Below are 558 nucleotides of genomic sequence, written 5' to 3' on the forward strand. Positions count from 1 at the left end.
CTCGCGCATCAGCCGGCCCGATTCGTCGAGCACCGCCTCGATGCGGTCGACCGCGCTTCCGGACCGCGCGGCGGCCGCTCGCAGTCGCGGCAATGCGACGTCGGTGCGCGCCGCGATCGCCGCCTTGATCAGCTCGGCCTTGTTCGGAAAGTAGTTGTACAGGCTGGCGCTGGTGACATCCGCGGTGCGGGCGATCTCCCGAATCGTGGCTCGCGAGTAGCCCACCGTCGCCACACAGCGCATGGTGGCCACGATGATGCGCGTGCGGGTCTGCTCGCCGTCCGCACCGACCGGGCGCCCCAATTGCGCCGGGGGACCGCTCATGCGGGAAGGTACCGTCCCTCACGCACCGCGCACCTCCGCCGGAAACCCCGAATTAATCGATCGCTCGATTATATTCGACCTGTCAGGCACCGAGGGCCGGCGGACGGGACACGCGAGTGGGGAGAACACGGTGACGCGGCCGCAGCGGGGACGCCCCGTCGGGGCCAGCGGTGAGGAGACCCGCCAGCGCATCATCGTGGCCACCATGCGCTGTGTGGCGACGGTGGGCTACTC

The 558-nt window shown here is 69.9% G+C and carries 1 protein-coding gene and 1 pseudogene; one reads left to right on the forward strand and one right to left on the reverse strand.

Features of this window, described 5'->3' with window-relative positions; genetic code table 11:
• On the reverse strand, nt 1-324 hold a 324-nt coding region (locus A5681_RS24490; RefSeq protein ID WP_156738140.1), incomplete at its 3' end, for a TetR/AcrR family transcriptional regulator.
• Between the two features lie 130 nt (nt 325-454).
• Between A5681_RS24490 and A5681_RS27905 the strand changes: the two are divergent.
• Nucleotides 455-558, forward strand: a pseudogene (locus A5681_RS27905) (TetR/AcrR family transcriptional regulator); the annotation flags it as partial.

It is taken from the genome of Mycobacterium scrofulaceum, from assembly GCF_001667885.1.
In the GTDB taxonomy this organism is placed as follows: domain Bacteria; phylum Actinomycetota; class Actinomycetes; order Mycobacteriales; family Mycobacteriaceae; genus Mycobacterium; species Mycobacterium scrofulaceum_C.